General features: G+C 66.8%; 19 protein-coding genes. 9 read left to right on the top strand and 10 right to left on the bottom strand.

Going from position 1 to position 21,818, the window contains the following annotated elements; translation table 11 throughout:
• Nucleotides 1-43: 43 nt before the first annotated feature.
• The gene (locus ENSA7_RS45610; RefSeq protein ID WP_244924049.1) at nucleotides 44-1,063 is read left to right on the top strand and encodes a peptidoglycan-binding domain-containing protein; all 1,020 of its coding nucleotides are present in this window, start codon (nucleotides 44-46) and stop codon (nucleotides 1,061-1,063) included.
• Nucleotides 1,064-1,248: 185 nt separating this feature from the next.
• Complete coding sequence (locus tag ENSA7_RS37875; RefSeq protein WP_146158608.1) at nucleotides 1,249-1,908, top strand: hypothetical protein; 660 nt, start codon at nucleotides 1,249-1,251, stop codon at nucleotides 1,906-1,908.
• Nucleotides 1,909-1,990: 82 nt separating this feature from the next.
• Here the strand turns inward: ENSA7_RS37875 and ENSA7_RS37870 are convergent, their stop codons facing one another.
• Nucleotides 1,991-4,042, bottom strand: coding sequence for a hypothetical protein (locus ENSA7_RS37870; RefSeq protein WP_181234499.1), 2,052 nt, complete (start codon nucleotides 4,040-4,042; stop codon nucleotides 1,991-1,993).
• Nucleotides 4,043-4,131: 89 nt separating this feature from the next.
• On the opposite strand from ENSA7_RS37870, the gene ENSA7_RS37860 reads away from it, so the two are divergent.
• The gene (locus tag ENSA7_RS37860; protein WP_146158607.1) at nucleotides 4,132-4,845 is read left to right on the top strand and encodes a hypothetical protein; all 714 of its coding nucleotides are present in this window, start codon (nucleotides 4,132-4,134) and stop codon (nucleotides 4,843-4,845) included.
• Here the strand turns inward: ENSA7_RS37860 and fdhD are convergent.
• Nucleotides 4,835-5,707 carry a formate dehydrogenase accessory sulfurtransferase FdhD gene (gene fdhD / locus ENSA7_RS37855; RefSeq protein ID WP_106094293.1) on the bottom strand — a complete coding sequence of 291 codons (873 nt, stop codon included), beginning with the start codon at nucleotides 5,705-5,707 and terminating at the stop codon, nucleotides 4,835-4,837. The two genes, ENSA7_RS37860 and fdhD, sit on opposite strands and share 11 nt — an antisense overlap.
• A gap of 232 nt (nucleotides 5,708-5,939) precedes the next feature.
• Between fdhD and ENSA7_RS37850 the strand changes: the two genes are divergently transcribed.
• Complete coding sequence (locus ENSA7_RS37850; RefSeq protein WP_106094292.1) at nucleotides 5,940-7,253, top strand: hypothetical protein; 1,314 nt, start codon at nucleotides 5,940-5,942, stop codon at nucleotides 7,251-7,253.
• Between the two features lie 120 nt (nucleotides 7,254-7,373).
• On the opposite strand, the gene ENSA7_RS37845 is transcribed toward ENSA7_RS37850, so the two are convergent.
• The gene (locus ENSA7_RS37845; protein WP_106094291.1) at nucleotides 7,374-7,892 is read right to left on the bottom strand and encodes a ribosomal protein L7/L12; all 519 of its coding nucleotides are present in this window, start codon (nucleotides 7,890-7,892) and stop codon (nucleotides 7,374-7,376) included.
• 17 nt (nucleotides 7,893-7,909) lie between these two features.
• On the bottom strand, nucleotides 7,910-9,256 hold the full coding sequence (locus ENSA7_RS37840) for a transcription antitermination factor NusB (RefSeq protein ID WP_106094290.1): 1,347 nt from the start codon (nucleotides 9,254-9,256) through the stop codon (nucleotides 7,910-7,912).
• A gap of 324 nt (nucleotides 9,257-9,580) precedes the next feature.
• Between ENSA7_RS37840 and ENSA7_RS37835 the strand changes: the two genes are divergently transcribed.
• Nucleotides 9,581-9,919, top strand: a complete 339-nt coding sequence (locus ENSA7_RS37835; protein ID WP_106094289.1) for an STAS domain-containing protein — start codon at nucleotides 9,581-9,583, stop codon at nucleotides 9,917-9,919.
• A 138-nt stretch (nucleotides 9,920-10,057) separates the two neighbouring features.
• On the opposite strand, the gene groL is transcribed toward ENSA7_RS37835, so the two are convergent.
• Nucleotides 10,058-11,704 (bottom strand): chaperonin GroEL, encoded by a 1,647-nt coding sequence (gene groL, locus ENSA7_RS37830; RefSeq protein ID WP_106094288.1) that lies wholly within the window; start codon nucleotides 11,702-11,704, stop codon nucleotides 10,058-10,060.
• Nucleotides 11,705-11,756: 52 nt separating this feature from the next.
• Complete coding sequence (gene groES / locus ENSA7_RS37825) at nucleotides 11,757-12,047, bottom strand: co-chaperone GroES (RefSeq protein WP_106094287.1); 291 nt, start codon at nucleotides 12,045-12,047, stop codon at nucleotides 11,757-11,759.
• 357 nt (nucleotides 12,048-12,404) lie between these two features.
• Between groES and ENSA7_RS37820 the strand changes: the two genes are divergently transcribed.
• Nucleotides 12,405-12,962: a hypothetical protein gene (locus ENSA7_RS37820; protein ID WP_106094286.1), complete on the top strand. Its 558-nt coding sequence runs from the start codon at nucleotides 12,405-12,407 to the stop codon at nucleotides 12,960-12,962.
• Nucleotides 12,963-13,055: 93 nt separating this feature from the next.
• Nucleotides 13,056-14,546, top strand: coding sequence for a trypsin-like peptidase domain-containing protein (locus ENSA7_RS37815; protein WP_181234498.1), 1,491 nt, complete (start codon nucleotides 13,056-13,058; stop codon nucleotides 14,544-14,546).
• 84 nt (nucleotides 14,547-14,630) lie between these two features.
• On the opposite strand, the gene ENSA7_RS37810 is transcribed toward ENSA7_RS37815, so the two are convergent.
• Nucleotides 14,631-15,494: a hypothetical protein gene (locus tag ENSA7_RS37810; RefSeq protein ID WP_146158606.1), complete on the bottom strand. Its 864-nt coding sequence runs from the start codon at nucleotides 15,492-15,494 to the stop codon at nucleotides 14,631-14,633.
• A 308-nt stretch (nucleotides 15,495-15,802) separates the two neighbouring features.
• Between ENSA7_RS37810 and ENSA7_RS37805 the strand changes: the two genes are divergently transcribed.
• Nucleotides 15,803-16,801, top strand: coding sequence for a Rieske 2Fe-2S domain-containing protein (locus tag ENSA7_RS37805; RefSeq protein ID WP_181234497.1), 999 nt, complete (start codon nucleotides 15,803-15,805; stop codon nucleotides 16,799-16,801).
• 76 nt (nucleotides 16,802-16,877) lie between these two features.
• Here the strand turns inward: ENSA7_RS37805 and ENSA7_RS37800 are convergent, their stop codons facing one another.
• A complete protein-coding gene (locus ENSA7_RS37800) occupies nucleotides 16,878-18,278 on the bottom strand; it encodes an FAD-dependent oxidoreductase (protein WP_106094282.1) in 1,401 nt (466 codons plus the stop codon).
• Nucleotides 18,279-18,689: 411 nt separating this feature from the next.
• Between ENSA7_RS37800 and ENSA7_RS37795 the strand changes: the two genes are divergently transcribed.
• Entirely contained in the window at nucleotides 18,690-19,610 is a 921-nt protein-coding gene (locus ENSA7_RS37795) for a hypothetical protein (protein ID WP_181234496.1), read from the top strand.
• Nucleotides 19,611-19,625: 15 nt separating this feature from the next.
• On the opposite strand, the gene ENSA7_RS37790 is transcribed toward ENSA7_RS37795, so the two are convergent.
• Both ENSA7_RS37790 and ENSA7_RS37785 read right to left on the bottom strand, forming a co-directional pair.
• Nucleotides 19,626-20,342: a LysE family translocator gene (locus ENSA7_RS37790; RefSeq protein WP_106094280.1), complete on the bottom strand. Its 717-nt coding sequence runs from the start codon at nucleotides 20,340-20,342 to the stop codon at nucleotides 19,626-19,628.
• Nucleotides 20,342-21,790, bottom strand: a complete 1,449-nt coding sequence (locus ENSA7_RS37785) for a GMC family oxidoreductase N-terminal domain-containing protein (RefSeq protein WP_106094279.1) — start codon at nucleotides 21,788-21,790, stop codon at nucleotides 20,342-20,344. Before ENSA7_RS37785 ends, ENSA7_RS37790 begins: the two co-directional genes overlap by 1 nt.
• Nucleotides 21,791-21,818 lie beyond the last annotated feature (28 nt).

The raw sequence follows: 21,818 nt of genomic DNA, 5'->3' as shown, positions 1-21,818 counted from the left end.
AGGAATTTGGCGAGACGATCCATGGATGTGCAAAATTCGTCTAATGCAGGCCAATCCCTTTGTGCTATCGAAAAACGTGACGGGGAAGGAGTCGAAAGGGCCATCCGTGAAAGTCGTGCACCAATTTCTGCGGAGGTGGCTGTGCAAAAACGGTCACGAAATTTCGAGGAAGATCAAACTGCCTTACGGGAGTGTCTATAATGCCGCCTCAGCGGAGGCCGTCAAGGCGTTCCAGGATTTTCAGCGCAACGAGCGAGGTCACCAAGAATTGCGCGTCGACGGCATAGTTGGCCACAAAACGCTCCAAGTCATGGATTTGGAGATCGGAGGACCGCGAAGCATTTCCATTGATTGCGACAATGAAGAGAGCGTGACATGTGACGACATGAGCGTCGTTCGCCCGAGTGTCGTGACGAAAACAACGCCGCCGGGTGGGGTGCACATTGGCGAAATGGAGCCGGGCAAGGATCTCTTCCAACCCAACCAGATGATCGCCGATGCCGATGTCAATGTCACGAATGTGGGGACGGCGGCCGCTGACGAGTGGGAGTTCGGCTATCACCAGGTCGTCCTCGACGATGTCCGCCGCTCGGAGTACCAGCATGGGGCAGTGGAGACGCAGTGGAAGCCGCCTCAAAAGCCCATGCGAGACTCGCTTGCGAATTTCAAGGCCCCCTTCTCCGGTCCCCACGTCCGCGGAGGACTCACGGCGAAGGCCGTCAGCGTTCAGGACACTCCTTTTCGACTCGTGCCCACTAAGCGAAGGAATTTCATGCTCGGACTTCCTTTAGGCAACCTTCTGGCGGTGGAGTTGAAGGTGGAGTGCGCAGACTGGTTGATCGCGCGCAGGAGGAAAGATCCGGTCAGTGCACCCCCGTGCTACCTTGAGCATTTCGAATGGAGCGCCAACTGGAGGGCCAAACGAGTGCCGACCTTTCAATTCGAGCGAAACCAATTCCAGGTGTCGCGCGTAGGGTCGGGCAAGGGCCGGCACACGCCGGATCTTTCGACCAACATCTCCAACGACTGCAAGTATCAGCACGAAGTCTACAGGCTCAAGTAGTCGACGCTCCGCATCCAGGTTTATGTGAGCGAAGGCGTCGGCCTCCCCCGCCCGCATCGCGCCGATCCACCCGCGGTGACTGTCGAGCAAGTTGGCGTGTATGTCCTGTGGACTCGGCGTCGCAGGTTCAAACCTGCGCCGATTCGTATTTTGGCGAGCGAGCATGGCGTGGTACGCTCGCCGACATGAGCACCGTTCGAATGGCGGCGGTTCGTCGGTCCCTCCGACACCGGGCATCGAAGCTGTCGAACACGGCGAACGGGGTCCTCTCGCTCGTGCTCCTCGCGTCGTGCACGAGGTCCACGCCCACGGATTCGAATCCCGTCATCTACCGCCGCTTGGGCTTCCATACGCCGGGCAACGGGCAGGGGATCGACAGTCGCGGCCTCGTGAAGATCCTCGACGCCCACGACATTGAATGTAGTTCATTGGAGGGGTCCAATTGGGGTGAGGGCGCGGAGCAGGGGTCCGGGTCATGTCGGGGAACCGAGCGGGAGTGGAGGCAAGCGGCCCCCGACCTGGCGCCGTATCTGGCCTCCGGGCACCTGACGATGATCATCTCGCGGGAGATGTCCTTTTACAGGGTCCAAGAGCGGGGCGTCGATAGTCAGGAGCTTGCCGAGATACTCGAAGCAGCGGATATCGTCTGCTTTGAATATCATGAAGAAAAGTGGAAGTTCGGTGTCGTTTCGGGCTGGACGACATGCCAGGGAACCGAGCAGGAGTGGCGGCAAGCAGAGGTCGACCTGGCTCCGCTCCTGGCCTCCGGGCACGTGAAGCTCACCACCGACGCCTTGATCGAGCCGACGCCAGCGCCGGCCTCGCGTCAGTCGGACACGCAGTAGAGTCGATGGACGTGGACGTCGCGATTGAGGTAGGCCGCCGGTAATTCCGGCCAGGGGAGCTCAGGCCGGAACTCGTCGGCGCTCAGCAGCCGCTGAGATCGGGGAACGAGCAGACCTCGTCCGTGCAGGTGTTCTCCACCACGCCCGTGCGGAAGAAGGTGTCGAGCTGCTCGCGCGCCTCAGGCAGCTGCCGCAGCTTCCCGTGGGGGTCGTCGCAGGCCTCTTGCGGCACGTTGCCGAGGGGATCCTCCGGCAGCCCGAACGAGTACTCGACGTAGGCCGACCCCGCGTGCTCTCCGGTGACCTTGTCGAGCCCCCACACGTCACGAATACCGGTGTCGAGGTGCGACGCGCCGACCGCCCGGGACATCACGTGGGCCCCGAGCGTCGTCACCTGATGATCGCCGATCGCCGCGCGGATCAAGACATCGTGGACCGGCGTGTCCGGGAACGTGTCGCTCATGATCTTGTGGCTGTACCCGGTCGGCTCGGCGTGGTCCCACAGCCCCTGGATCAGCGCCAGGATGATCTGCAGATCGCGCGAGTCGCTGAACCCCGACTGCAAGATCCCAAAGTACGAGTCAAAGTCGACGCTGCGGTTGAGCAACAAATTGTACGGCTGGCCCGGGACGCCAGTGCAGCCCCGCTCCACGTCCTGGCTGATCGCCATGAAGGTCCCGCCAAAGATCCCGCCCTGGCTGATGCCCAGGTAGTAGGCCGCGCTCGGATCCACGTAGCTCCCGAACATCACGTCGTCGGCGAAGCTGGTCTTCATCATGCGCGTGGCCAGGACGAAGTTGACCAGCCCCTGCTGCAGACGATCGCTGACGTCCTGGAATTTATGCATCTCGCCGGAGTCGAGAATGCCGGCGATGTTGAGCGCGTCCTCGTCGGCCATGCCGATCCAGTCGACCGAGAACAAGATGTAGTTGTACTCGTTGATGAACGAGCGCATGTGCCCGGCGCCCAGCTCTTCGGCGCTGCCGAGCAGGCCGTGACCGTACTGCAGCAGCGGCGCGGGGGTGTCGATCGCGCTGTTGGGGATCAACACATAGAAGGGGAATTGCGCGGTGCCCTGGATCTCCGGCAGGCCGTCGTCGCCGTATACGATGCGACCACCTGGGTCTTCGTCATCCAGGTACAGCGGCACCTCGATCATGCCCTCGACCCGATACGCGATGTTGTCGGTGTGGTACTGATCATCGAAATTGACGATCGAGTAGGTGGGGCCCGTGTCGGCCGGGTACATCGCCAGCGCATCGTCGCGCATGTGGATGAGATCCGTGGTGTTGTTGTCCAAGCTGGCGGTCGTGAAGTCCCACGCGATCTGCAAGCTCCCGCGCTCGACCCCGGCGTCGCCCAGGCGCATGAAGATGTCCGCGTACAGCGGGCGCCGCTCCTCGACCGAGCTGTCCTCGCTGGGCAGCAGGTCGCGCAGGGCGAGGAACCCGGCGCTGGGCGGGATCGCAACCCCGGCGTCGTCGACCACGTCGCGGATCGCCACGATGTAGCGGGTGTTGTCCGCGAGCCGCGTGACCGGTCGGATCATGAACGCGTTGTTGCTCGCGCCGGGCAGCGACTGGTCGATCTCGGCGAAGTGCGGGACCCGCTCGCCGGTCTCGGCGTTGATCAGCACCGTCGGCGAGGCCGGGTCGAGCGAGGCGTCGAGGTCCTGCCAGGTCGGGAGCCCGGTGGTCGAGGCCCCCGGCAGGTAGGTCAGCATCGCGAGCCCCGGCGAGAACCCGTCGCCGTCGTTGAAGGGATCGGCCAGGACCGCGTTGTTGTTCTTGCTGGGCAGCCGCTCGGAAGTGAGCGCGAGCCGCCGGGTCGTGTCGGTGGTCGCGTCTTCGGCGGTGAACACGTTGCTCGGGTAAGGGAACAGGCAGTACTCGGGCACCAGCGAGTCGCACTCCATGGTCGGCCACGCGACCTCGGGGGCCGGTTCTTCGACCAGGTCGCCGTCGCCGTCGCCGGGGTCACCGTCACCGTCGCCAGGGTCACCGTCACCATCGCCGTCGCCGTCGCCGTCGCCAGTCTCGGTCGTGTTCGAGTCACCTGGGACGTCGTCGCCCTTGCAGCCGGGCAGGCTCATGAGGGACAGACCGAGGGCAGGGATCCACAGCAAGCGTTTCATCAGGGGCGGAGCATACACGAGCTTGCTGCGGTCGTGGAGCGGCGGACTGCGCAGGTTGACTCTCCGATAATCTGCTGGGAAATCGGGACATGCCGCGCACCCCCCGTTTCCTGGTGGCCCTCGTGTTGGTGCTCGGCTGCGCGTCACGGGGCGACGATCGGCCCCGCAAGCCCGCGACCGACGAGGACTCGGAGCTCTCTTCGGTTGTCCAGGGCGACCAGGCCATGAGCGCGCTCGAGCACCGGCTGATCGACGCGCGGCAGGTCGACATCGCGTTCGAGATCCACTCGACCGGCGCGGTGACCTCGAGTTTCAACGGCACCTTGCACTGGCTGCGCGACGACGAGCTGTCGCTGCGCGCGACCGGTGAGTTCGACGGCGCCGCGCAGAACCTCGAGCTGCGTGCGGACGCCGACACCCTGGTGACCCTCGTCGACGGCCACCAGGTCTGGACGGGTCCGCGCCCGCCCGCGCTGGTCGAGGTGATCGTCCTCGGGCTCACGCGCCAGGGTCTGCTCCACAACCTCGCGATGCTGACCGTGGGCTCGCTGCCAGAGCACGGCGACGGCGAGCTGGCCGAGTGGCTGATCTACGTCGAGCCCCAGCTCGGCGAGCTGCAGCCGTTTGGCGAGGGCGAGGCCCAGCCGCTCGAGTTTGGGGTCCAGGTCGCGGACCAGCAGGTCGGTCGCGCGACCCTGTGGCTGCGCGCCAACGGCCTGCCGATCGAGCGTCAGCAGGAGGTCGAGTTCCCCAGCGGCAGCATGGCGGTGGTCGAGCGCTACCCCAGCTGGGTCACGAAGTAGGCCCGGCCACGATCCGCTGCCCGCCCGCGTACACACACAGCCTGCGGTCACGCACGAACGCGACGAGCGAGATGCCGGCCTCGCGCGCGAGCTCCACGGCCAGCGAGGTCGGGGCCGAGACCGCGGCGACGATCGGGATCCCCAGCGCCAGCGCCTTCTGGACGATCTCGAACGACACCCGGCCCGAGACCATCAGCACGCAGCGCGACAGCTCGACCCGCTCGCGCGCCGCCCAGCCGAACACCTTGTCGACCGCGTTGTGTCGGCCCACGTCCTCGCGCACGACCAGCGCCTGGCCGTCCGCGTCGAACAAGCCCGCGCCGTGCAGGCCCCCGGTCCGCTCGAACACCAGCTGCTGGGCCCGCAGTCGGCCCGGCAAGCTCGTCAGCGTCTCGACGCTCACCCGCAGGCTCGACCCGGGCGCGTCGCACACCTGGGGTTGATCGGGCAGCGCCATCGCGGCCTCGATGCTCGCCTTGCCACACACGCCGCACGAGCTGCTCGCGTACATGTTGCGGCGCAGCGCCGCGAGGTCCACGTCCACGCCAGGATCGAGGCGGACCAGCATCACGTTGTCCTCGGCCTCGGGCGTCTCCACGTTGTCGCAGTGGCGCATGCTCGCGATGTCGTCGATCCCCGCGATGATCCGCTCGGACAGCAAGAACCCCCGGACCAGCTCCTCGTCGTCGCCCGGGGTTCGCATGACCACGGCGAGCGCGACTTGGTTGACCCGGATCTCCAGCGGCTCTTCGCGGGCGAGCATGTCGAGCTCGAGCTCGGTCGCCACGCCGTCGATCCACGCGCTGCGCTCGACGGCCGCAAAGCCATCGTCGTCGATCTCCCGCGGATCTGGATCCGACATCGCGCCAGTGTAGCCGCGCCCGCAACCCAGACACCTGCGGCCCCCCAGGAGAGACGCTTCCGTGCGACAGCGCCCAGAAGAAGCTTTCCTCCCAGGGGGCCATAGCCAGCCCCCTGCCAGGGGGCCACACATGCGCTAGCGAACAAACGGTCCCGAGGAGCGAAGCGACCAGACGCGAAGCGGCTGCAGTCGGCGCAGTGCGAAGCCGCCTGTGGGGGTCTAAAGTACCCGGGTGCCCCGGATCACCCGCGCGCTCGCCCGCTTCGCGCTGATGCTCATGCTCGGTCTCGGCGGCTGCGCGGGCCGCAACGCCAAGCCACCCGGCTACAGGCCGGTCAGCGAGCTCGAGCGCTGTCGGCCCGGCGAGTGCGTCGCGGCCGAGCTCGGGTTTCGGCGCTGGGCGGACGCCGAGCACTACCGCGGGCGCATGCCCTACCACTGTGACCCCGGCAGCGAGCTCGACGGTCCGCCGAACTCCCAGGTCACGCGCATGATCTTCGTCGTTCACGGGGTCGTGGGTCCCAGCGCCGCGCAGCTCGAGCGCCTGCGTGAGCCGCCTGGGCTGTTCCAGCTGCGCGGGGTCATCAACGCGCTCGCGCGGGCCCAGCGGCTCGACCCCAGCCTCGACCCGGACACCTTCGCGATCGTCGCGCCCACGTTTCAGCGGACCACCCACTGGCAGCCCTACACCGACGAGGACAAGCGCGCGTGGACCTGGAGCGGCAGCACCTACAACACGGGCACCCAGGCCGCCCCCCGCGAGACCTACGCCGGGATCGTCAAGGCCGACGCCGTGTCCTCGTTCGATGTGATCGACGAGTTCTTGCGGGCCGGGCTCGTCAAGTTTCCCAACCTCGAGACCGTGGTCGTCGTCGGCCACTCGGCGGGCGGGCAGACCGTGCATCGCTACGCGCTGCTCGGTGTCGGCGTCCACGAGCACCTCGAGCACGAGGGCATCCACGTGCGCTACATCCCCGCGAATCCGGGCCTGTACGCGTTCCCGATGATGACCCGCAAGCTGCCGCCGGGACAGGCCAGCGTGCGGCCCGGGGTGGGTCGCGGCGACACCCACGACTGGCGCTGGACCGCCCCGCGCGGCTGCGATGGCTACGACGACTGGGGCTACGGGCTCGGCGGGCTCGGCCGTGTCGCCGCGGATCGATCCACGCGCGCGGCTGACTACGCGATCACTCAGTACCTTCGGCCGGTCGATCGCAAGCTCGCGCGGCAGGCCGAGCGCAACCCTGGCAGCGCGATCTGGGCCAAGGCCGCGCGCGCGGCTCTGCGGATGCAGTACGCCAGTCGCGAGGTCTGGCACATTCAAGCCGCGAACGATCACGAAGACACGTTTGGGACCAACTGCCGGGCGACCGTGCAGGGGCGGTCTCGGTTTGAGCGGTTCTCGAACTTTCAGCAGGCGTGGACCCAGCTGGTTGGGATTCCGGCGCCGGAGCTGCACTTCATCGCGCTCGAGGGCGCCACCCACCCGCACAGCTCGCGGGTGGTGTACGCGTCCGATGCTGGGGTGCACTTGTTGTTCTACTGATCAACGCGATTTGGCTCGCGCGGCGCGGCGCACCCCGTGAAGGTGTCTGCTCGTCAGCATCGGAGACAGAAGGACGTATGCCCGGCGACACGATGCACTGCACCACGGACTCCTCGCCGCTCAGAAGTCGTCGTCAGCGTAGGGGTCGGGCACGTCGGCACGCGCAACCACGGGCGCAGGCACGGCCGCGCCGCCAGCCACGATCTCCGCCCTCGCACCGCTCGCCGCGAACTGCTCGACGATGGCCTGCGCCGCGCTCGCGTCGAGGCCATCGGTGATCACATCGCCGCGATCCACGATCCCCTTCGCCTCCGCGAGCCCGACCTGCGTCAGCTGGCGGACCAGCTTGATCGCCGCGATCTTGTTGCTGACCCCAGCGATACGGACAGCCAGCGAGCCTCCGGACGCGGCCGGGCTAGCGACGACAGCGTGCTCGTCGAGCACGATCTGGACCCCCTTTCGCGCCGCGTCGGCGAGCAGCGCCTCCGTCCTGCCATCGAGCTCGAACTCGAATTCGGTCCCATCCTCGACCAGCGCTTTAGCTTCGCGCAGACCAAACCCGCCGAGCTCGCGCACGATCTTGATCGCCAAGATCTTGGTCTGTCCAAACGACTCGACGTGGGTGCGGACGCGTGCCATGGCGGGATCATGCCCAATCACCCCCGGCGCAGTCGAGCCAACCAGAACCCGTCGGTGTGATGCTGCTCGGGTGTCCAAGACTGGGTCAGCTCGCGCGTGAACGCCTGGCCTTCGCTGGAGCTGCAGAACGCGGCGACGATCGCCTCACCCTCTTCAGGCTCGAGGCTGCACACCGCGTACACCAGCCGCCCGCCCGGTCGGACCATGCCCGCGCACCAACGCAGCAGCTCGGCCTGCAGCTCGGCGCGGTCACCAATGTTGGACTCGAGGGCGGTCCAGCGCAGCTCGGGGTGGCGCCCGAGGTTGCCCAGGCCAGTGCAGGGCGCATCGAGCAACACCGCGTCGAAGCTGTCGGCCGCGAGCGCGTCGGCGGTGGCCGGCAGCTCGGCCTCGATGATCTCGAGCTTCAGCTCGCCCTCGAGCTCAGCCCGCTCGCGCCCGGCGTCGAGCACCTCGAGCCGCTCGCCGGAAGCGTCGACGGCGACGATCTCTCCACGGCGGCGCATGTGCTCGGCGATCTGCACGGTCTTGGTCCCCATCCCCGCGCAGGCATCGAGGACCCGCTCGCCCGGCTGCGGATCGAGGGCCCGCACGGCCTGTTGACTGCCGAGGCTCTGGATCGAGAACAGCCCGGCCTCGAACGCGGGTCCATAGAAGAGATCGCCCCCGCCGCGCACGCGCAGGCACTGCGGCTGATCCCCAGCGGGCTCGGGCACGTCGATGAACTCGAGCTTGGGCTGCTCGGCGAGCAGCAGCTCGCGCAGCGTGCCCGCGTCACTGCGATGCAGATCGACGCGCAGATCCACGGTCGGCGGCACGCTCAACGCCTGGGCCCGCGCCCGCGCCTGCTCGGGTCCCAGGGCGTCGAGCCAGCGCGCGGCCAGCCAGCGCGGGACCGACCAGCGGTGCGTGAGCGCGTCGAGCACGGACCCGTCGCTCAGCGCGACGTCCATGATCGGCCAGTCCCGATCGATCATGTGCAGGATCGCGGTGATCATCCCAGACAGGCGCCCGTGTGGATCGATGCGCCGCGCCAGCTTGCCGGCCTCGGCGTTGGCGATCCCGAGCGGTCGCTCGAGCTCGACGAGCTCGAACGCGGCGACCCGCAGGATCATCCGCAGCTCGCCCTTGACCTTCTTCGGCTTGTCCGCGAACGAGTCGATCAGCTTGTCGAGCCGGCCGCGGTGACGGAGCACGCCGTACACGAGCAGGGTGATCAAGCCGCGATCACGCCGGTCGAGCTCGGGGTGACGCTCGAGCTGCTCGGACAGGATCCGGTTGCTGAAGCCCTGGCGCTGCTCGATGTCCCGCAGGATGCGGACCGCGACCCGCCGCGGACTTGGCCCCGATTTCGCCCCGTTCACGCCGGGAGTGTAGCCGCGCGCCCCGGCCCCTCTGGGTGGCCAGTCCTGGCTAGTCGCAGGGTCGTATTCGCGCCATATGAGTGGCGCGAACCGTCAGAACGCGTGTCTTGCGGGTTTTGTCGCTGCGTGTATATCGCGTGACTAAAAGTACAAAAATATTTTCGTAATTTAAGTTACCAAAATCGGACAAAAGATGTTCGTAATCGCTCAATCCTCACGTGCTGGCCACAATTTTCCAGTCATTCTAGAATTCCTTCTCTAAAATCCAGTATTTGTACAACTTCGGTTGGAGACATCGGGCAAAATTCCAGTTAACGTGTGGCCATGAGCAGCCAAGCCGACCTCGACCTCCAGATTGACCTGACCGGCGCCGTCCTCGTCAAGTGGACCGGGAGCGCGAATGATCGGCAGCCCGCGGCGGCTCTGAACCCCGTGTTCGAGCGACTGTTGAGCATGGGGCGCTACCTCCGCTTCGACTTCTCGGAGCTCGAGCACATCTCCTCGACCACGTTGGTGGTCGTTCTGCGCTTCTTCAAGAAGCTCAACGCGATGGGCGTCGGGTTCGACTTTCGCTACGACCAGTCGGTGAGCTGGCAGCGCATGATGTTCTCGCCCGTCAGCGCCTTGGCCGCGCCACCGGCGATGTTGCTCAGCGCGGCCTGATCGCACGCTGACCTTTCGATCAACCCGCGCTCGGCTGGCGCGGGTTTTTCTGTTTCAGCTGATCAACCAAAAACAAAGGGCCTGCGATCTCGATCGCAGGCCCTTCTGGGTTTGGAGGGTGAGGCTAGTGAGCCGGGCTCACATGCCCATGCCGCCCATGCCGCCCATGCCGCCGCCGCCGCCGCCCATCTCGGGGGCTGCTTCCTTCTTGGGGATCTCGGCGATCATCGCCTCGGTGGTCAGCATCATGCCGGCGACCGACGCCGCGTTCTGGATGGCGGTGCGCACGACCTTGGTGGGGTCGATGACGCCTTGCTTGACCAGGTCGCCGTAGGTCTGGGTGCGAGCGTTGAAGCCGAAGCCGCCCTCGCCGCTGAGCACCTTGTTCACGACCACGCTCGGCTCGCCGCCAGCGTTGCTGACGATCTGCCGCATGGGCTCCTCGACCGCGCGACGCACGATCGCGATGCCCACTTGCTGCTCCTCGGTCGCCGCCTTGAGCGAGTCGAGCACGACGCTCGAGCGCAGCAGGGCCACGCCGCCGCCGGGGACGATGCCCTCTTCGACGGCCGCACGGGTCGCGTGCAGTGCATCCTCGACGCGGGCCTTCTTCTCCTTCATCTCGACCTCGGTCGCTGCGCCGACCTTGATGACGGCGACGCCGCCAACGAGCTTGGCGAGGCGCTCTTGCAGCTTCTCACGGTCGTAGTCCGAGGAGGTGTCCTCGATCTGCGCGCGGATCTGCTTGACGCGGGCCTGGATGTCTTCCTTCTTGCCACCACCGTCGACGATCGTGGTGGTGTCCTTGTCGATCGCAATCCGACCAGCGTGGCCGAGATCGCTCAGCTGCAGGCTCTCGAGCTTCTCGCCGAGATCCTCGGTGAGGGCCTTGCCGCCGGTCAGGAACGCGAGGTCCTTGAGCATCTCCTTGCGGCGATCGCCGAAGCCGGGGGCCTTGACGGCCGCGACCTCGAGGGTGCCACGCAGACGGTTGACGACGAGCGTGGCCAAGGCCTCCCCGTCGACATCCTCTGCGATGATCAACAGCGGCTTGCGCTGCTTGGCGACCTGCTCGAGCACGGGCAGGAGGTCCTTCATGCTCGAGATCTTCTTCTCGTGCAGGAGGATGTAAGCGTCCTCGAAGGACACTTCCATGCGCTCTTGATCGGTCACGAAGTAGGGGCTGAGGTAGCCGCGGTCGAACTGCATGCCCTCGACCACGTCGAGCTCGGTGGTGTTGGCCTTGTTCTCCTCGACGGTGATCACACCCTCTTGGCCAACCTTGCTCATCGCCTCGGCGATCAGCTTGCCGACCTCTTCGTCGCCGTTGGCCGAGATGGTCCCGACCTGCGCGACCTCTTCCTCACCCTTGGTCTCGACCGAGAGCGAGTGGATGTGGGCGACGACGGACTCGACGGCCAGCTCGATGCCGCGCTTGAGCTCCATCGGGTCGTGACCCGCGGTGACCATCTTGAGGCCTTCGCGGTAGATGGCCTGGGCGAGCACGGTCGCGGTCGTGGTGCCGTCGCCGGCGACGTCGGAGGTCTTGGAAGCGACTTCCTTGACCATCTGCGCGCCCATGTTCTCGAACTTGTCCTCGAGCTCGATCTCCTTGGCGACGGTGACGCCGTCCTTGGTGATCGTGGGGGAGCCCCAGGACTTCTCGATCACGACGTTGCGTCCACGCGGTCCGAGCGTGACCTTGACGGCGTTGGCGAGGGTGTTGACGCCGCGCAGGATCGCCCCGCGGGCACTGGCATCGAAGCGTACTTCTTTGGCTGCCATGATGTGTCTCCTTGAATCTCTATACGGTTGGAAAAGGGGTGGAAACGATGGGCTAGCTCTCGATCACGGCGAGGATGTCGTCCTCGCGCATGATGATCAGCTCATCGCCTTCGATCTTGATTTCGGTGCCGGCGTACTTGCCGAACAGGATCTCGTCGCCGGCCTTGACGTCGAGGGGCTTGCGCTTGCCGTCGTCGTCGTAGCGGCCACTGCCGACGGCGATGACCTTGCCGCGGGTGGGCTTCTCTTTGGCCGAGTCAGGGATGTAGATGCCGCCGGCGGTCTTGACCTCTTCTTCGAGGCGCTTGACGAGCACACGGTCGTTGAGGGGACGAACGTTCATTTGTGCAGTCTCCAATGTCGTTTGGTTGCTGAGCCCGGACCCTGTGTGCACGGCGGATCGCGGGCGGGAGTTGTGGTGGCCGCTTTGCGTCGCGCCCGGCTGTTGAGAGCTCGGGGAAGACGCAGGAAGGTCCAGCGGCCGATCGCGTTAGCAGTCGGCACTTCCGACTGCTAGCGGCGGGAGGGTAAAGCGCCAAGCGGGCCGATCAAGGCCGCGATCGGAAATCTTTGGCCCACCCATGGGCGAGCCATCTCACGAAACCCCGGGCCCGGCTTGTGGCGCTCGGCATCACTGCTAGCGTGAGAATTAGTACAGGCCGTGAACATTGCGTTCTAGAGCACACAAAAGGGGCAGGTCATGAAACGAGAAATTGATCTCAGCATCGAAGGCACGCTGGAGTCGTTCTTTTTCACGCAACTCGAGCAGGCCCGCGAGGGCCAGCCAGACCGGCTTGGCGTAGACATAGAGGCCTATCTGGTCCACATGCTCGCCGCCCACGCCCGCCGGACCAACGTCGCGGGTCGCACCAGCGAGGCCCTGGCGACCCAGTTCATGAGCGCCCGTGAGCGTGGGGCGCAGGCGCTGCGCGCGGTCGGCGATCGGGCGCTGTACATCGCGGGGGTGGTCCCGCGCTCGCTCGATCGGACGCCCGTCAACGTCGCCTATGTGTCGGGGATCGGGGAGGCCGCGTACCGCGAGGTTCACGTTCGCTCGGCCCGGCTGCAGGTGTTCGAGCGCCTCGCGGATCGCTTCCGCGAGATCGTCGAGCTGCTCGGCAAGATGCTGGCGCCGGATGACACGGATCTGCTCTCGCTCTACGAGCGCTGGCGAAAGTCCAGCGATCCCCGCGACACGCGGCGACTGCTCGCGGCCGGGGTCCTGCTCGATCCCGCGACTGCAGACATCTTGCAGTGAGCGGGAATCATCGTCAGCTCGACGGGTTGGGCGCGGCCAATGAGCGGACATCGGCGCACCAACCCTTCGGACCAGCGAAGCCAGGGCACGCCCATGAGGCGACCGCGACGCTCCCTGAGCGCTCAGGGCCTGTTCTTCCTGGCATTTTGCACACTCGGCGCCCCGTCGTTGATCGTCGGCGCCGGTTGCTCCGGCGAGGCCCAGGCCAGCCCGCCCACGCACACCCAGCCTGAAGAAGCCGCCAACACCCCACCACAGGGTCTGGCGGCTTCTCCTTCTGCAGGGTCGGCCGCCGCGCAGCCGGGACTTGCGCCACTTCGCTACGATCCCAACGACAGCCTCGCGCCGCTGATCACCCGGGTTCAACCCTCGGTGGTCAGCATCCAGACCCGCAAGAGCAAGTCGGGGCTGTTCAGCCGGGGCTCGTCGGGGATCGGCAGCGGCTTCGTCATCTCGGATGACGGCTTGGTCGTCACCAACCATCACGTCGTCGCTGGCAACGACAAGTTCGAGGTCCACCTGCAGGACGGTCGGCGGTTCGAGGCGACCGTGGTCGGCAGTGACCCGCAGACCGACGTCGCGGTGATCCGGCTGACCAACGCCAAGCAGCTCCCGATCGTCAGCTTTGGCTCGAGCGAGGGCCTGCTCGTGGGCGACTGGGTGATCGCGCTGGGCAGCCCGATGGGGCTCGAGCAGACGGTCACGCGCGGGATCGTCTCGGCCAAGGGCCGCGGCAGCCTCGGTCTCTATGAAGATGGTTACGCCGACTTCTTGCAGACCGACGCGGCGATCAACCCGGGCAACAGCGGCGGGCCGCTGTTCAACCTCGCGGGCGAGGTGGTTGGGATCAACACGGCCGTGGGCGGCCACGATGGGCTCGGGTTTGCGATCCCGAGCGACCAGGCGAAGATCGTGATCCCCAAGCTGATCAAAGACGGCAAGGTCACGCGGGGTTGGCTGGGGGTCGGCGGTCGTGACGAGCCGCCCGAGTTTGGGGCGATGCCCACGAAGGGCGCCGTGCTCGGGGAGATCCACGCGGGCACGCCGGCCGCGGCCGCTGGGCTGCTGGCGGGGGATCGCGTGCTGGAGATCGACGGCAAGGCGATCGACGACTTCGACGCCCTGCGCACCCGGATCGGCGAGTACGGGCCCCACGACAAGGTCACGCTCGCGGTGCTCCGCAGCGGCAAGCAGCACCAGATCAACGTCGAGCTGGGGGCCCGACCGGGTCCGAACTCGCTGGTCCGGACGCCTGCGGGGGTGGTGCCGCCAAACTCGGCTCCGGGTCCGAAGCCGACGCCGCCGAGCTCGGGTGCGGGCGGGGATCTGTACAACGGCACCCCGGCGCGGCTGGGGGTCGAGGTCCGCGAGACGCCCGAGGGCGTGGTCGTCGAGCGGGTGCTCGAAGGAGGGGTCGGGCATCGGCTCGGGCTGCGGGCCGGCGATGTGATCGAGCGCGTCAACGGCAAGGGGATCAGCTCAGTCGCGGCGATCATCGCCTCGCTCGAGTCCAATCGCAGCCAGGCCAAGGTCGAGGTTCGCCGCGGCAGTGGGCGGCACTCCGCGGTGATCAGCGCAGGCTGAGGTCAGCGCTGGGGCGTCGGCGACACCGACACGCGGGTCACGGGCGGCGCTCGCCCGTGACCCGCCTATATGGCACTCAGCGCCCTAGAACAGGCTGCCGTTGGACAGCACGCACTCGCCGGCCTCACAGACGGCCTCGGAGTCGGTGCACAGATAGACCTGCAGACACTGGACGTTGGGACCACATTTTGGGCCCGGCGTGTTGCACTGCTTGGCGACCGCGATCTCCTGGCCGCCCGCGTTGCACGGACAGCAACCGGGGGTGGTCTTGACGCAGTCGTCGTCGCTGACACAGCCGCAGCGCGCACCGGTCTCGACTGACCCGTCCGCGGGCGCTGCAATCTGGCCTTCAACCATGTTGGCTTCGGGGTTGCCGGCGTCTGCGAGGCACTGCTCGTACTCGGGCGTCATCGCCCAGCCGCAGCTCCAGCCCGGACCGTTGTTGCCGCAGGTGGTGTACTGTAAGCACGCGTACTCGGGACGCCATTGGCAGGTGGTGTTGACCGGCATGCTCGCGCAGACTTCGCCACTGCAGCCGCTGACCTGACACCCCTTGACGAAGCCGATCAAGCCCTTGCCCTTGCTGAGGTCGGGTTGGTCGATACGCAATTGCTCGAGCACCGTGTGGTCGGCCAACGCTCGCTCGGCGAGGTCGATAGCCTCGGAGAGCTCGGCGGGCAGCTCGGCGTCGGGGTTGACCTGCTGGCCGTCCCAGCTGGCGATCATGCCGTCGCCGTCGGGCGTCAGCACGAGCGCCTGGCTCGCGCCATCGGCACGGACTTCGAGCGCGCCCTCGACAACGACGATGGTGCCGCCGTCGATGACCACGGTGCCGGGCTGGAGCACGCTCGGGTTCAGTTCTTCGTGGGCCGCCTCGAGCGACTCGTCGGGTCCTGGCGAGCTATCGCAGGCGCCGAGCCCCGCGCCGAAGCAAAGCACGATAGACATGGAGATGAACGATTGAATGTGTCGCATTGGGGTTGGGATCCGATCACTGGTGGGATCACGCTCCAATTAGGCGATTTCCACGGCGCTCGCTACTGACCCAAATTACAAAATCGAAGTGTGCGGGGGTGGTCGCGGTACCGGCCGATCGGCCGGACCTCGACGGATAGGCATGATCGCCTACACCGAATACGGGCTGCGCCGCTACCCGATACGTGGGCGCGCTGCGCTGGCCAGCATCGTGGCGCCGACCCTCGACGCGTGAGTCAGCGCGCCCCGGCGCAGCTGGTGGCAGTGCTACCTTGCGGCCTGTGAACACGCGCCGCACCGCACCCCGCGCTTGGGTCTTTGTTGGCCTGGCCGAATCGATCGGCCCCGGTACGGTTCATAGTGTCGACATCGCGGACTCGCCTCGCGTGGTCTACCGGACCGGCAGCGGCGAGCTCGTCGTGGCCGACGCCCACTGCCCGCATGTCGGCACCCACCTGGGGCAGGGCGCGACGATTGAAGGCGACTACATTCGCTGTCCGCTGCATGGTTTGCGCTTTGAGCCCCACGGCGCATGTGTCGAGGCGCGCGCGCGCGGTGGCAGCCTCATGCTGCGAGTTCATCCGGTCTGCGAGGTCGCCGGTATGGTGTTCTCTTGGTATGCGCCGGACCAGAGTCCGCCTAGCTTTGCGCTGCCCGAGCTCGACGATCAGGCGTTCTTGCCCTACCGGATCCGAACCGAGCGCCTCGACCTGGCGATGGAGGAGCCGCTCGAGGTCCACGCCGTCGACATCGGCCACAACACGACCTTGCACGCCGAGCAGGGGGTCGAGCCGGTCGAGCCCCTGACGATTGACGCGAGCAGCACTCACGCCGCGCTGGTCATGCGTCATCCCGCGACACCAACCGGCAAGCGAATGTTGCGTCTACTCGGCGTCCATGACGGCTATGTCGAGACCCACGTCGAGGTACGCACGGTCGGGCTCGGCTACCAACACATCCGCTCGACGGTGGCGAGCATGGGGATCGTCGTCAATCAGTTCATGCTCGCTGTCCCTCGTGCGGCCAATGAAGTCGATCTGAACGTGGTCTACAGCATGCAAAGGCTCGATCGTGCCCGGTTGCCGAGGTTGTTTCGGATGCTGCCCTTGCCGCTGCTCGAGCCCGTGTTCGACCGGGCCGGCTACGACGAACTCATGGCCGCGACCGACGAGCACATGGGCATGTGGACGCGCAAGCGGCAGCTGGCCGCGCCGGGATGGTTCCCCGATGAAGACGGGCTGCGCCGCTATCGCACCTGGGCGGATGGCTTTTACGAGTGACTCACGGGCAAGCGCCTGGCGATCGCGCTCGGGCGAGAGCTCGTCGCGGCGGTGAATGGCGCAGGCTGAGGTCAGCTCAGCGCCCCAGCATGATCCGGCGCAGTCGCTCGAAGTCCGCGCGGGCCTGGGCGTTGCTCGCAAACGGATACGGCGCGCCGATCTGCGCGGCGACGACCAGGCCCGACAGCAGCGACAGATCATGGCCGTTGCCAGGGGTCGCGTAGCTTCCACAGAAGTACATGCCGCCCTTGCCCTGCACGAACCGATACAGCAGGGCCCGCACCAGGTTGCCCGTGCACAGCTCGGGGTGGGCCCCGCGGTTGTCGATGATCCGCCGAACATGGTCCGGGTCTGGGTCCGTCGACGAATTGTACGAGACCAGCATGGGGGTTCGCGTGTCGCGGGCCGCGGGCACCCATGACGACAACACAAAGTGGTTCTCGTATCGGGGTGCGCCGTCTGGCGTTCTCGAGACGTCGATGACATTGCAGAACTCGGCCAGGGCCGGGTTGCGATCTTCCGCGCGGATCACCGTGGGATCGCCGTGGACCACGCCTTCGTTGAATGTTGGGTCGGACTCGTCACAATAGCGGACCCCGCGAATCAGCAGATCGTGGAGCCGCCGCCGCCCGATCAAGGCATGGTCGATCGCTGGCGCGGAGCAGGCCAGCACGACCTTGTCAAAGCGCCGCCGAGCGCCGCTCGCGTCGCCGAGCTCGACGCCTCCGTCCGGCCCGAGCGACTCGATCCGCGTGATCGCGCGCCCGGTGTGGACCCGATCGGCGAATGGCGCCGTCAAGCCCTCGAACACCTCGCGCGAGCTCTGACGCCAGGTCTGCAGCGACGCGGGCGCCTCGAGCGGCATGATGTCCGTGATCGTGGGGAGCATCACCGCGGGCAGGCGATCGAGCTTGGTCGTCAAGAAGAACGCCGACAGCCACGCGACCACGATGTCGTCCCAGAACGCGCGCGAGATCCCAAACCCTCGCGCCAGCGCCCACAGCCGAATCACGTTCATGGGATTCAGCGGCGCGAAGTGATAGATCGACTCGTCCGACCCGCGCCCGTTGAACACCCGATTGACCCGACGCACCAATCGGATCATCGCCCGCCAGCGTCGCAGGTCGTCGGCGTGGCGACCGGCGAGGCCTGCGTAGGGGTCGAGGCCGGGCGTATACACCTCGGCCCCGCGGCGGATGAACATGCGCAGCTCGACGTCCTGGGTCTCGATTCCGAGCGTCGCCAACAAGCAGCAATAGTTGCGAAACAGCTTGGGCGGCCACGCGAGCACGGACAGCCCCACGGTCACGCGCTGGCCCTCGTCGGTCTGCCAGTCGATCGTCTTTGCGTTGCCGCCCAGCTCCGCGCTGGCTTCGAACAGCTCGACCTCGAACCCCGCCCGATCCAGCGCCCACGCGGCCCCGCACCCGGCGATGCCACCCCCGACGACCCCGACGCTGACCCTGCGCTCGTTCATTCGTGACTCCGTTCGTGCCGCTCAGACCCCGGTGGACAGGACAGGCTGGGTGTCGCTCTCGGAGCAGAGGACCACACCCGCCCCTGGCACGGCACCTCGTGGGTGGCGGCGAGCTCCGAGGTGGGTGACACGGGCAGGTCTTTCACGTCGTCGTCGCGATATGGCACGCCATGGATCTACGCTGCCGGGGCGGCCACGTAAAGCGCGGATCGCGTTGTTGCGCTCACGATGTCGAGTTCGGGTGAGGGCTTGGCAATTCGAGGTCGCTGAGCCATGAATAGGCATGGCCTCGGACGCACCCGACCAGCATGTGATGGGTATCTGTCCCGCCCAACAATCCCGCGGCCGAGCTCTCACTCGATCGCCGGCCGCACGATGGAGGCGGCCCGCTGCGCGGCGTCGCTCCTGATGGTGGCGCTCGCCACCGCGTGTGGCTCATCGCCAGAGCCAGACGTTCGGGTCGAGGAGTTCGACCTCCGCACGGAGATCGACATTGAGGCTGCCGTGTACGCGGGACCGCTCTACGCGGTCGGATCGACCTCAGTGATCGAGGAGAGCGGCACCTCGTGGGATCTGGGGGTCCCGCTGCACGGTATCGCGTATGTGGACGAGGCCGGGTTCCCGGCCGTCCTCGCCGTCGTGGGTGATGGTGGGTACGTCGCGCTAGCGCGCTACGGGTACAACAGCGGTGGCTTCCAGGAGTTCACGCAGGAGCCGACCAACATTGAAGCTGACCTGCTCGGCGTGGCGGGCTACTTCGAGATGAAGGATCAGCTGACGCTCATCGTGGTCGGCGAGGACACCCTCGGCGTGGGCCAAGGCATCCCCGAAGAGGGGCCACTGGTCTGGACGGCGACGCAGCCACCGCCGGGCGGCTGGGGACACCTGCGTGACATCCGGCTCGAGGATGACGACGTTTGCGTGCTGGGCGACGCGGGCGCGCTGTTCTGTGCTGACGTCACCACGATGATTTGGGGCCGCGTCGAGCTCGACACTGACGAAAACCTGACTCGATTCTGCGGGGGTCTGCGCTGGGAAGCGGTCGGGAGCAATGGGACGGTCGTGATCAGAGGCTTGCCCGCGGAGGACACGTCCGTCTGGACCACGGCTCAGGTCGGGAGTGTGGACTTGGTGGCATGCAGCAGCGGATTCAGCGCGGCGCCAGTCGTCGTGGGCGCGAACCGAACCATTTATGAAGTCGTGGACCCTACGCACGCGCAGCGGTTGGTGACGCTCGACTGGCAACCGCTCACCTTCGATCGCGAGACGGGCTTCGTCATGGCCGGCGAAGGCGGCCATGGTGGCTACCTGGTCGAGGTAAAGTCGTACTGAGCTTGGGGTCCGCCCTTACGAGAGCCCCACCAGCGCCAGACCATTCCAGACCGACAACACCACGAACACCACGCCCATCGACTGAATCGCCAAGCGCACGAATTTCTGCTCTAACCGGGCCCCAAACCGCTTCAGCACGCCAACTAGGATCATGTACCCGAGCGCGATCCCAACCCCGAGCGCGAGCGGAAACACCAGCTTGTGCAGCTGCGTCGGCTCGAACTCGGCCATCGACAACGCAATTGCGACCCCGGCCGACCACGCCAAGATCAGCGTCGGGTTGAGGATCGAGATGGTGAACCCGGTCGCGTAGCCCCACTGGCGACGGGTCGGCTCCTCGCGTGGGTCGGCGCCATCCTCAGGACCGTCGACGATCGCGGGCTGCTTGGGCCGCTGCACGACCAGCCAGATCCCGACGGCGAGGAACACCAGGGTGCCGACGATCTCGATCGCGAGGCGAGCGCCCGGGACCTGCTCGAGCAAGGCGACGATCCCAAACGTAGCGAGCGCGCAGTACATCACCTCGGCCGGCACGCGGCCGACCCCGATCTTCAGGGCGCCGACGGGATCGCCCTCGAGCGCGCGCTGGATCACCAGCACCGTGACCGGACCAAGCGGAGCGATCGCGCTGAAGATCCCGACGACGATCGCGATCAACACGATCCACACGGTCACGAGGCCCGCGCTCGCCATGCTGGCCGCCATGGCTGACAAGCTCAGTGCGGTGAGCATCAGTAGCGCGCGTTCAAAGTGTCGGCCATGCGATCGGCGATCGCCATGATCGTGAGCATCGGGTTGGCCGCTGGCGTGGCCGGGATGATGCCCGTGTCGCAGATGTAGAGATCGTCGACGTCCCACGCCGCGCCGCTCGAGTCGACGACGTGACGCGCACGATCTTCGCCCATCGCGGTCGAGCCGAACACGTGGTTGGACGCGATCGGGAAGTTCTTGGGCGAGAGCGTGGCCTGGCGCACGACCTCGGCGCCGTCGGCGTTGGTGATCTGCGGCGGGAGCCCGTGCACGCCCGGGTAGACCGAGGTCGCTCCGGTTGAAAAGTACATCTCGATCAGCTTGGCCATGCCCTCTTGCATGCGCCACACGTCGCCTTGCTCGATGCGGTAGCGAATGTCGTGGCCGCCGCCTGCCCGGGCCCGAACCCGCCCGGAGGAGTCCTCGCCGCTGACCCACACGTCCCACGACGCCATGTGGTTGTAGCGCGAGACGAGATCCTTGAGCCCCACGCCGATCCCCGGGAACCGAAACGCGAGCAGCGAGGGGGCGACCCACAGCGACTCGAGCTTGATCCCCTCGGGCATGAAGTCGAGGCAGTGGTAGCCCTGGGTGGCGCCGCTCCACGGGGCGATCTCGTCGGGGAACAGGCCCATCAGCGCGGTCCCGGGGTGGAACTGCAGGTTGCGGCCAATCGGATCGCGGTCGATGCCGCTGCGCTGCATGATCACGGGCGAGGCGATCGCCCCGGCGGCGAGGATCGTGCACTTGGCGGTGATCCGCACGCGCTCGCCGAGCTTGCCCGTGATCGGCTCGATCGCCACGCCCTCGACCCCGCGCACGCGGTCGCCGTCCATGATCAGGGTGTCGGCGCGGACCGAGGTGTAGACGCGACCGCCGGCCTCGACCATCTCGGGCACGCCGCGCACGTCCAGCGACTTCTTGGCCCGGGTCGGGCAGCCCGTGAAGCACTGGCTCGAGCCGCGGCAGCCCTCTTCGTTGCGCGAGATGACGGTCGCGGTCGCGCCGATCGCCTCGCAGCCCGCCCGGAACATCTCGTTGCGACGGCCCTGGACCTCGGGCTGAACCTCGCGCACGCCCATGAACGCCTCGACGCGCTCGTAGTGGGGGGCCATGGTCTCGGTGTCGGCCCCGACCACGCCGTGGTCGATGCGCCACTTGTCGACGGCGAACTGCGGCGCGCGCATGCAGATCGCCGAGTTGAACACCGAGCCGCCGCCGAGGCAGCGGGCCTGCATGGTCGGCATGAACAGGTTGCCGTTGGTCCGGCGCAGGCCGCCCTCGAAGAAGTAGCGAGACAAGGTCGCGCCCGCGTCCTTTTGGAAGTCGCGGGTCCGCACGACCGGGCCGACCTCGATCAGGACGACGGAGCGGCCGCTGCTGGCGAGGCGATGGGCGAGGTAGGCCCCACCGGGGCCCGAGCCGACCACCGCGAACTCGCAGTGATCGACGATCGGG

Origin of the sequence: Enhygromyxa salina, from assembly GCF_002994635.1 — a bacterium.
GTDB lineage: Bacteria > Myxococcota_A > Polyangia > Nannocystales > Nannocystaceae > Plesiocystis > Plesiocystis salina_B.
The sequence above is the reverse complement of the archived record's forward strand: the minus strand, read 5'-3'. Positions and strand labels throughout refer to the sequence as shown.